Source organism: Pseudomonas sp. UBA6315 (assembly GCF_002438125.1).
GTDB classification, from domain to species: domain Bacteria; phylum Pseudomonadota; class Gammaproteobacteria; order Pseudomonadales; family Pseudomonadaceae; genus Aquipseudomonas; species Aquipseudomonas faucium.
This window is the reverse complement of record NZ_DJTF01000190.1, coordinates 1-9,939: the sequence shown is the minus strand read 5'-3', so window position 1 is coordinate 9,939 and position 9,939 is coordinate 1. Positions and strand designations below refer to the sequence as shown.

Here is a 9,939-nt window from a genome sequence, read left to right as displayed (position 1 = left end):
GTGTCACCAGGCCCTGGCGCGCGGCGAAGAAGCTGCCGGCGAAGCCCGCGAAGCAGGCGCCCAGGGTGAAGGCCGAAAGCTTGATCACGGTCGGGTTAAGGCCCAGTGCCCGGCAGGCGATCTCGTCTTCGCGCAGGGCTTCCCAGGCGCGGCCGATCGGCATGCGCAGCAGGCGGTTGATGACGAACAGCGCCAGCAGGGCCAACAGCAGGGCTACCAGGTAGAGGAAGATGACCTTGTTGATCGAGTTGTATTCCAGCCCGAAGAACTCGTGGAAGGTCTGCATCCCCTCGGCCGCACGGCGTTCGAAGGTCAGGCCGAAGAACTCCGGCTTGGGGATGTTGCTGATGCCGTTCGGGCCGCCGGTCCAGTCGGTGAGGTTACGCAGGAACAGGCGGATGATCTCGCCGAAGCCGAGCGTCACGATCGCCAGGTAGTCACCGCGCAGGCGCAGCACCGGGAAGCCGAGCAAGAAGCCGAAGGTGGCGGCCATCAGGCCGGCGATCGGCAGGCAGACCCAGAAGCTCCAGCCCAGGTAGTGCGAGAGCATCGCATAGCTGTAGGCACCGACGGCATAGAAGCCCACATACCCCAGGTCGAGCAGGCCGGCCAGGCCCACCACGATGTTCAGGCCAAGGCCCAGCAGCACGTAGATCAGGATCAGCGTGGCGATGTCGACCGCCCCGCGCGAGCCGAAGAACGGCCACACCAGGGCAGCGGCGATCAGGCCGATGATGATGTAGCGCTGGGTCTTGGGCAGGGTGAGGTAGTTGCTGACCGCCGGCGGGATCAGCTTGCGATCCGAACGGCGGCCCATCACCGAACTCCACTGCTTGTCGAACAGCACGCGCAGGAACATCAGCACCGAACACACGGCGATGATGCTGATGGTGAACGAACCCTGGCTGTGGACCGACAGGCTGATGCCGTCGATGCTCAGTTTCAGGCCCAGCACCGGGAAGGCCACGGCCCATACCAGCAAGGCGGCGAAGAACGCCTGTTTGAGATTTCTGTTCATACTTTTTCAACCTCCGGGCGGCCGAGGATGCCGGTCGGCCGGAACAGCAAGACAAGAACCAACAGGCCGAATGCCACCACGTCCTTGTACTGGTCGCCGAAGATGTCGGCGCCGAAGGCCTCGGCCACGCCCAGCACCAGCCCGCCGAGCATCGCGCCCGGGATGCTGCCGATGCCACCCAGTACCGCCGCGGTGAAGGCCTTCAGGCCCACCAGGAAACCGGCGTTGGGGTTGATGACCCCGTACTGCATGCTCAGCAGCACGGCCGCCACGGCTGCCAGGGCAGCACCGATGACGAAGGTCAGGGCGATGATGTTGTTGGTGTTGATGCCCAGCAGGTTGGCCATCTTGATGTCCTCGGCGCAGGCGCGGCAGGCGCGCCCCAGGCGGGAACGGGAGATGAACAGGGTGAGCAGGGTCATGGCCACCAGGGTGACCACGAACACCAGGACTTGCATGTAGCTGATCAGTACTTCTTCAGCACCGCCTGGCCCGAAGGAGAAGCTCCCGGGGATCAGGTTGGGGATGGATTTGTCCTTGGAGTCCTGCGACAGCAAGACAGTGTTCTGCAGGAAGATCGACATGCCGATGGCGGAAATCAGCGGGATCAGTCGGTTGCTGTTGCGCAGGGGGCGGTAGGCAACCCGTTCGATGCTGTAGCCATAGGCACTGGTGACGAAGATCGTCGCGACGAAGGCAACGGTCATCAGGATCGGCAGCGAGTGGATACCCATCATGGCCAGGCCCGCCAGGGCGATGAAGGCCACGTAGGATCCGATCATGTAAACCTCGCCGTGGGCGAAGTTGATCATGCCAATGATGCCGTACACCATCGTGTAGCCGATGGCGATCAAGGCATAGGTGCTGCCGATGGTCAATCCATTAACCAGTTGTTGGAAGAAATGGTAGATCTCAGGCATTACAGCGCTCCTAAAAACCTGATTTGCATTTCGCCGGCCGGGTGACGGCCAGGAAACCGCGGGTGACGGTTTTAAGATTTTCAGGTGAGCCCGCTGCCGGATCGCGGCAACCAGGCCCATGAACCTCGTAAAACAAAGCCCACTGCTCGCACAGTGGGCTTTTACGGTCAGCTATTTAGTCACGCAGTTACTGAGGGGAGACTTCAGTCTTCGGTTTGCCGAAGTGCCATTCGTAGACCACGAACTTGAAGTCTTTCAGGTCGCCCTTGGCGTCGTAGGAGAGCTCGCCGGTCGGGGTCTTGAAGGTACCGGCGTGGATGGCTTCGGCCACCTTGGCGGTGTCTTCGGACTTGGCCGCTTCGATACCCTTGGCGATCAGCTCGACAGCCGAGTAGGCCGGGAACACGAACGGGCCGCTTGGGTCCTTGCCGTCAGCCTTGATGGCCTCGACGATGGCCTTGTTTTCCGGGTCGGCGTCGAACGATTTCGGCAGGGTGACCAGCAGGCCTTCGGAAGCGCCCTGGGCAATCTGCGAGATCGAGTCGTTACCCACGCCTTCTGGGCCCATGAACTTGGCTTTCAGGCCCTTTTCCTGAGCCTGGCGCAGGATCAGGCCCAGCTCTGGGTGGTAGCCGCCGTAGTAGACGAAGTCGACGTTGTTCTGCTTGAGCTTCTGGATGATCGAGGAGAAGTCCTTGTCACCGGCGTTCAGGCCTTCGAACACGGCAACCTTGACGCCTTTCTTCTCCAGGGTCTGCTTGACCGCGGTGGCGATGCCTTCACCGTATTGCTGCTTGTCGTGCAGCACGGCCACCACTTTCGGTTTGACGTGGTCGGCGATGTAGTTGCCGGCGGCCGGGCCCTGGGCGCTGTCCAGGCCGATGGTGCGGAAGATCAGTTTGTAACCACGGGAAGTGATTTCCGGGCTAGTGGCAGCCGGGGTGATCATGATCACGCCTTCGTCTTCGTAGATGTCGGACGCAGGCTGGGTCGAGCTGGAGCACAGGTGGCCGATGACGAACTTGACGCCGTCGTTGACCACTTTGTTGGCGACTGCCACGGCCTGTTTAGGGTCGCAGGCGTCGTCGTATTCCACGGCTTCAAGTTTTTTGCCATCGACGCCGCCCTTGGCGTTGATGTCCTTGATGGCCTGTTTGGCGCCGATGAACTGCATGTCGCCGTACTGGGTCACAGGGCCCGTCTTGGGACCGGCGATGCCGATCTTGATGGTATCGGCGGCAAACGAATGGCTGGCTACCCCTGCCAGAACCATTGCGGCGAACAGCTTGGAAATCTTGATCATAGTGCTCCACTCATTCTGTTGTAATTCTTATAGTCCTGGCGGCCAGGGCTACAGACCGGGCGGGATTGCAGCATGGCCACGCCACACTGCATGCCCACCTTCCCCCGGAACATGTCCCGGAACTGTACCGGTACAGTGTAGAGCGCTGTTCGAGCGCTTGAAAAGCGGGCGAAAAGTGCCTAATTCGAGGGTTGTCGCATGGTCGACACAAAGATACAAAAAGGCGCCATCAAATTGCCCGTATCTGCGGCCCCCCCCACACGTTCGGGGCCAATCGACCAAATTACTGTTTTGAAACCGGGTTTTTCTGCAAAAATGCAGGCCTTTTTTATAGGCCGTTTTTGCGGGTACAAACCCATGACTGATCAAACAAGCACCCTCTATGCCAAATTGCTTGGCGAGACCGCGACCATCGAGTGGAAAGCCTTGGAGCGTTTCTGGGCCAAGGGTGACCTGATTTGGGTCGACCCTGGCCTGGACCTGATCGAGGTTGCCACGGCAATGGCCGAGAATCGCGGCGAAATCTTCGCCAAGTGGCGCAGTGATGGCACTGTCGGCCCGGTCACGACCGAGCAGGCGCTCGACCTGCAAAGCCGCGATCCAGAGATCTGGGCGGTGGTGGTATCGCCGTTCATCGTGATCCAGGTGAAGAGCCCGGCGTGATCGCGCGCCGTTTTGGTGCGTGAAAATGCACAGCTGCCTCGCCTTGGTGCTTGAAGGCGTGCAGGCGGGTAGAGGTAGGTAACAATTTGGCGTGGCGGTAACAGTTTACGGAATGCGTAATGGGCCGCGCTGCGGCCCGCTGATTTTCGAATTTGCCAGGAGTGCTCGATGCGTTCAGAACTTCCTTCACTTGGATTCGCCGGTATCGGCCTGATGGGCCTGCCCATGTGCCGGCGCCTGCTGGCCGCGGGCTTCCCGTTGACCGTCTGGAACCGCAGCCCGGAGAAATGCGCCGAGCTGGTTGCCGCAGGCGCGCGCCTGGCGGCAAGCCCCGCCGAGTTGTGCCGCGACAACGACATGGTGCTGCTGTGCCTGGCCGATACCGCCGTGGTCCGTGAGGTGGTGTTCGGCGAGCACGGCATCGCCATGGGCGGGCGCAGCGGGCAACTGCTGGTCGATTTCTCCAGCCTGGAGCCGACCGCCACCCGCGAGATGGCTGCCGAGCTGGCAGCGCTGTGCGGCATGGCCTGGCTGGATACGCCGGTGTCTGGCGGCACCCCTGGCGCCGAGGCGGGCACGTTGGCGATCATGGTCGGCGGCGAGGCGGCGCACCTTGAGCGGGCGCGCCCGGTCCTGCAGGTGCTCGGCCAGCGCGTGACGCACATGGGCGGCGTGGGGGCAGGGCAGGTGACCAAGGCCTGCAACCAGATGATCGTGGCCTGCAACGCCCTGGTGATTGCCGAGGTGGTGGCCCTGGCCGAACAGTCCGGGGTCGATGCCAGCCTCATCGCCGAGGCCCTGGCGGGTGGTTTTGCCGATTCCAAGCCGCTGCAGATCCTCGCGCCGCAAATGGCCGCCAGCGATTACGAACCGATCAAGTGGCATGTGCGCACGCTGCTCAAGGACCTCGATGGTGCGGTCAAGCTGTCCCGCGAGCAGGGCTCGGCGACGCCGCTCAGTGGCCTTGCCGCGCAATTGATGCGTTTGCACGGTAGCCAGGGCTATCTGCAAAAAGATCCGGCGACCCTGGTAGAGCTGTATCGCAAAAAGTGATGGGGGCGAAGTCCTGGTGGTCGAGCCGGTCGAGGATCGGCCGCAGGTCTGCCAGGGCCACGGGGCGGCTGAGCAGGTAGCCCTGCAGGAAGTCGCAGCCGTTGCTGGCCAGGAACGCATACTGCTCGGCAGTTTCCACCCCTTCGCTGACCACCTGCAGGTGCAGGGTATGGGCCATGGCGATGATGGCCTGGACGATCTCGCGGTCCTTCAGGCTGCCGGGTACCTCCTGCAGGAAGGAGCGGTCGATCTTCAGCACATCCAGCGGCAGGCGCTTGAGGTAGGCCAGTGACGAATAGCCGGTGCCGAAATCGTCGATCGACAGGCTCACGCCCTGGCTGCGAATGCGCTTGAGCAGGCTGACGGTACGCTGGATATCGCCGACCAGGGCGTTTTCGGTGACTTCCAGCTCCAGGTGGCGTGGTGCCAGGCCCGCCTGGAACAAGGCCATTTCCACCTCCTGCGCCAGCGCCTCGTGGCCCAGGGTCAGCGCCGAGCAATTGACCGTGACCTGCAGGTTGCCGTAGCCGTGGCGCTGCAGCTGGGCCAGGTCGGCGCAGGCATGGCGCAGCACCCACAGGTCGAGGTCGACGATCAGCCCATTGGCTTCGGCAATGCCGATGAAGCGGTCTGGCCCGAGCAGGCCATGTTGCGGGTGCTGCCAGCGCACCAGCGCCTCGAGCTTGGCCACCTGGCCATTGTGCAGGTCGAAGATCGGCTGGTAATGCACGCACAGCCCGCGCTCTTCGAGCAGGGCGACGCGCAGTTCTTCTTCCAGTTGCAGTTCCAGGGTGGCGCGGCTTTTCAGGCTGCTGTTGAAGAAATGCAGGCTGTTGCGCCCGCTGCCCTTGGATTGGTAGAGGGCCAGGTCGGCATGCTTGAGCAGTTCTTCGGCAGTCTGGCCATCGTCGGGGAAGACGCTGATGCCGATGCTGGTGGTCATCACCATGCGCCGGCCGCCCAGGTCGATCGGCTCCTTCATGCGCTGCATGATGCGCTGGGCCAGGTGGCGGGCCTCGTCGCGGTTGCTGAGGCTGGTGACCACGCAGAACTCATCGCCGCCGAAACGCGCGACCAGGTCCTGGTGGCGGGTGGCAGCCTTGATGTGGCTGGCGATGCCTTTGAGCAGTTCATCGCCTGCCGCATGGCCCAGGCTGTCGTTGATGCGCTTGAAATGGTCGATGTCGAGGAACATCACCGCCAGCAGGTCTTCGCTGGCGCTGTGCTCTGCCAGCCGCTCGGCGAACACCTGGTTGAAGCCGCGGCGGTTGACCAGGTTGGTCAGCGCGTCGTAGTGCGCGGCCTGTTGCAGCGACGCCCGCGCCTGGTCGAGCTGGCTGAGCAGGTTGCTGACCCGGCGCAGGTCGTGCTCCTTGCTCTGCAGCTTCTTGTCGGCGAGGGCGGCGCTGATGCTGCTGCCACTGATCAACAGGGTGATGAAGGCGATGGTCAGGCCCAGTTGCAGGCTGTTGTCGCCGGAGGGCAGGCGCAGGGCGGTGTCTGGGGCGATGACCAGGGTCATGGCGGCCATGGCCGTGAAGTGGGTGGCGACGATGCCGCCGGCCATCAGCAGCGCGGCGCCGGTTTTCAGCAACTGGTGCTGGCGGCCGCTGCCGTTGCGAAAGTAGCGCGCCAGCAGCAAGGCGCCGAGGCTGGTCAGCAGGGCGATGCCGGCGCTGCCCAGCAGCGGGCCGGTCTTGTAGAACTGCTGCGCGCCGGTTTGCAGCGCGGCCATGCCGACGAAATGCATGAGGATGATGCCCAGGCCGATCAGCAAGGCGCTTTGCAGGTAATGCTGTGGGCGCATGTGGGTGCGATCGAGGCTGTTCATCGCCAGCCACGCCACCACCAGGGCAATCAGCAGCGAGAGGCCGGTCAGCGGCACGTCATAGTGCATTTCCACCGGCGCCTGGAACGCCAGCATGCTGATGAAGTGCATGGCCCAGATCCCGCCGGCCAGGCAGCACGCGCCAAGCACGCGCCATTGCCGTTGGGCGGTGGCGTGTTCGCTGTGGGACTGGCGTTCGGCCATGTCCAGGGTGGCGAAGCAGGCTGCACTGGCCACCGCGAACGCGATCAGGATCAACAGCGGTTCATGCCGGCAGTCCATGACGATGCGGCCCGAAACGGGCAGTTCGGCGAACAATTGCAGACCCAACCATTCCATTGCTTGCCTCATCTTCGAGTGGGCACTCGAGGCAGTATAGAAAGGGGTGATTAAGCCTTCCGGAATAATGGCATATTGATCTCTACGATTTGGTTATCGGATCAATAGCGTGGGGAAATAAAGCGAGGGGAGGGTGGGGGCGCTTGCGCGCCCCCGAGGGTAACGCTGAATCAGCCAGCAACCAGCACGCGAATCGCCTCCAGGCGCAACGCGGCTTTTTCCAGCATCGCCAGGCCGTCTTCACGCTGCTTGCGCAGGGTGTCGATCTCGCTGTCGCGCACGCTTGGGTTGACGGCCTTGAGGGCTGTCAGGCGCGCCAGCTCTTCGTCGGCTTCGGCGGCCAGGCGGCGCTGCGCTTCGGCCACGCGCTCGACGTGGGTCGGCAGGATCTTCTCTTCGCCACCGCTGATGCGCTTGGCCAGCACGTCGCGCTGGGCCTGGATGAACTTGTTGGCGCTGGCCCGCGGCACGCTTTCGAGCTGGTCGTTGAGGGTTTCGAAGGCCACGCGCGAGGCCAGGTCGTTGCCGTTGGCATCGAGCAGGCAACGCAGCGCCGCAGGCGGCAGGTAACGGCCCAGTTGCAGGCTGCGCGGCGCCACCACTTCACTGACGAACAATAGCTCGAGCAGCACGGTGCCTGGCTTGAGTGCCTTGTTCTTGATCAGCGCGACGGCGGTGTTGCCCATCGAGCCGGACAGCACCAGGTCCATGCCGCCCTGCACCATCGGGTGCTCCCAGGTCAGGAACTGCATGTCTTCGCGCGACAGCGCCTGGGCGCGGTCGTAGGTGATGGTCACGCCTTCGTCGTCGCCCAGCGGGAAGCTGGCGTCGAGCATCTTCTCGCTCGGCTTGAGGATCAGGGCGTTTTCCGAATGGTCCTCGCTGTCGATGCCGAAGGCGTCGAACAGGGTTTCCATGTAGATCGGCAGGGCGAACTGGTCGTCCTGCTCGAGGATCGCCTCCACCAGCGCCTGGCCTTCGCCGGCGCCGCCGGAGTTGAGCTCCAGCAGACGGTCGCGGCCGCTGTGCAGCTCGGCTTCAAGGCGCTCGCGCTCGCCACGGGCTTCGGCCACCAGTGCGGTCCAGGCCTTGGCCTCGCCCCCTTCGAGCATAGGCAGCAGGCGCGGGCCAAACTGATGCTGCAGGGCGTTGCCGGTCGGGCAGGTGTTGAGGAAGGCGTTGAGGCCTTCGTGGTACCACTGGAACAGGCGCTCTTGCGGGCTGTCCTGCAGGTACGGGATGTGCAGTTGGATGGTGTGCTTCTGGCCGATGCGGTCGAGGCGGCCGATGCGCTGCTCGAGCAGGTCGGGGTGGGCGGGCAGGTCGAACATCACCAGGTGATGGGCGAACTGGAAGTTGCGGCCTTCGCTGCCGATCTCGGAGCAGATCAGCACCTGGGCGCCAAATTCCTCGTCGGCGAAGTAGGCGGCCGCGCGGTCCCGTTCGAGGATGCTCATGCCTTCGTGGAACACCGTGGCCGGGATACCGGAGCGCACGCGCAGGGCATCTTCGAGGTCCATGGCGGTTTCGGCGTGGGCGCAGATCACCAGGACCTTGGTGCGCTTGAGCATCTTCAGGGTGTCTATCAGCCAGTCGACCCGTGGGTCGAAGCGCCACCAGCGTTCTTCATCGCTGGTTTCACCCTGGGCCTGGAAGGCGACTTCCGGGTACAGCTCGGCATGCTCGCCGGCCGGCAGGTCGCGGTATTGCTCGGGGTTGGCCAGCGGGTAGGGGTGCAGTTGGCGCTCGGGGAAGCCCTGGATCGCCGCACGGGTGTTGCGAAACAGCACGCGGCCGGTGCCGTGGCGGTCGAGCAGCTCGCGGATCAGCCGCGCGCTGGCCTGGCTGTCGCCATCGCTGACGGCTGCCAGCAGGGCTTCGCCTTCGCTGCCCAGGAAGCCCTGGATGGTGGCGTGGGCCTTGGGCGACAGGCGGCCTTCGTCGAGCAGTTCCTGCACCGCTTCGGCCACCGGGCGATAGTGCTCGCTCTCGGCGCGGAAGGCGGCCAGGTCATGGAAACGGTTGGGGTCGAGCAGGCGCAGGCGGGCAAAGTGGCTGTCCTGGCCGAGTTGCTCGGGGGTGGCGGTGAGCAGCAGCACGCCAGGGATGACCTGCGCCAGTTGCTCGACCAGGCTGTACTCGGCGCTGGCCTGCTCTTCGTGCCAGACCAGGTGGTGGGCTTCGTCGACCACCAGCATGTCCCAGCCGGCGGCGAACAGCGCGTCCTGGGCCTTTTCGTCATCGACCAGCCACTCCAGGGCGACCAGCGCCAGCTGGGCATCCTCGAACGGGTTGCTGGCATCGCTCTCGATGAAGCGTTCGGCGTCGAACAGCGCCACCTGCAGGTTGAAGCGCCGGCGCATTTCCACCAGCCACTGGTGCTGGAGGTTTTCCGGCACCAGGATCAGCACGCGGCTGGCGCGGCCGGACAGCAGCTGGCGGTGGATCACCAGGCCCGCCTCGATGGTCTTGCCCAGGCCCACTTCGTCGGCCAGCAAAACGCGTGGCGCGCTGCGGTCGGCCACTTCACGGGCGATGTGCAGCTGGTGGGCGATCGGCTGCGCGCGGCAGCCGCCCAGGCCCCACAGCGACGACTGCATCTGCTTGCTGGTGTGATGCAGGGTGTTGTAGCGCAGGCTGAACCACGACAGCGGGTCGATCTGGCCGGCGAACAGGCGGTCGCTGGCCAGGCGGAACTGAATGAAGTTCGACAGCTGGGTTTCCGGCAGGGTGCGCGCCTGGTTCTGGCCGTCGAGGCCGTGGTAGACCATCAGCCCGTCGATGTCCTCGACCTCGCGCACGGTCAGCTTCCAGC

At 64.1% G+C, this 9,939-nt stretch carries 7 protein-coding genes; 2 read left to right on the top strand and 5 right to left on the bottom strand.

Going from position 1 to position 9,939, the window contains the following annotated elements:
* The 3 genes from livM to B3E94_RS23130 form a co-directional block, all read right to left on the bottom strand.
* Positions 1-1,018 (bottom strand): high-affinity branched-chain amino acid ABC transporter permease LivM (gene livM / locus B3E94_RS23140; RefSeq protein ID WP_286915366.1); only part of this gene is annotated, 1,018 nt, incomplete at its 3' end.
* Complete coding sequence (gene livH / locus B3E94_RS23135; protein ID WP_003254876.1) at positions 1,015-1,938, bottom strand: high-affinity branched-chain amino acid ABC transporter permease LivH; 924 nt, start codon at positions 1,936-1,938, stop codon at positions 1,015-1,017. The genes livM and livH, both read right to left, overlap by 4 nt.
* 187 nt (positions 1,939-2,125) lie before the next feature.
* Complete coding sequence (locus B3E94_RS23130; RefSeq protein ID WP_176511528.1) at positions 2,126-3,241, bottom strand: branched-chain amino acid ABC transporter substrate-binding protein; 1,116 nt, start codon at positions 3,239-3,241, stop codon at positions 2,126-2,128.
* Positions 3,242-3,598: 357 nt separating this feature from the next.
* Here B3E94_RS23130 and B3E94_RS23125 point away from each other — a divergent pair, with 357 nt between their 5' ends.
* Both B3E94_RS23125 and B3E94_RS23120 read left to right on the top strand, forming a co-directional pair.
* The gene (locus B3E94_RS23125; RefSeq protein WP_286915367.1) at positions 3,599-3,904 is read left to right on the top strand and encodes a DUF2288 domain-containing protein; all 306 of its coding nucleotides are present in this window, start codon (positions 3,599-3,601) and stop codon (positions 3,902-3,904) included.
* Positions 3,905-4,072: 168 nt separating this feature from the next.
* A complete protein-coding gene (locus B3E94_RS23120) occupies positions 4,073-4,957 on the top strand; it encodes an NAD(P)-dependent oxidoreductase (RefSeq protein ID WP_176511530.1) in 885 nt (294 codons plus the stop codon).
* Here B3E94_RS23120 and B3E94_RS23115 read toward each other — a convergent pair.
* Entirely contained in the window at positions 4,860-7,124 is a 2,265-nt protein-coding gene (locus B3E94_RS23115) for a putative bifunctional diguanylate cyclase/phosphodiesterase (protein ID WP_286915365.1), read from the bottom strand. The two genes, B3E94_RS23120 and B3E94_RS23115, sit on opposite strands and share 98 nt — an antisense overlap.
* A 170-nt stretch (positions 7,125-7,294) precedes the next feature.
* The coding region (rapA, locus tag B3E94_RS23110) for an RNA polymerase-associated protein RapA (protein WP_286915363.1) at positions 7,295-9,939 on the bottom strand (2,645 nt) is incomplete at its 5' end.

Excerpts from the sequence above, each read along its gene's own strand:
- livH (WP_003254876.1), bottom strand. The coding sequence starts at position 1,938 with ATGCCTGAGATCTACCATTTCTTCCAACAACTGGTTAATGGATTGACC.
- B3E94_RS23130 (WP_176511528.1), bottom strand. The coding sequence starts at position 3,241 with ATGATCAAGATTTCCAAGCTGTTCGCCGCAATGGTTCTGGCAGGGGTA.
- B3E94_RS23125 (WP_286915367.1), top strand. The coding sequence starts at position 3,599 with ATGACTGATCAAACAAGCACCCTCTATGCCAAATTGCTTGGCGAGACC.
- B3E94_RS23120 (WP_176511530.1), top strand. The coding sequence starts at position 4,073 with ATGCGTTCAGAACTTCCTTCACTTGGATTCGCCGGTATCGGCCTGATG.
- B3E94_RS23115 (WP_286915365.1), bottom strand. The coding sequence starts at position 7,124 with ATGGAATGGTTGGGTCTGCAATTGTTCGCCGAACTGCCCGTTTCGGGC.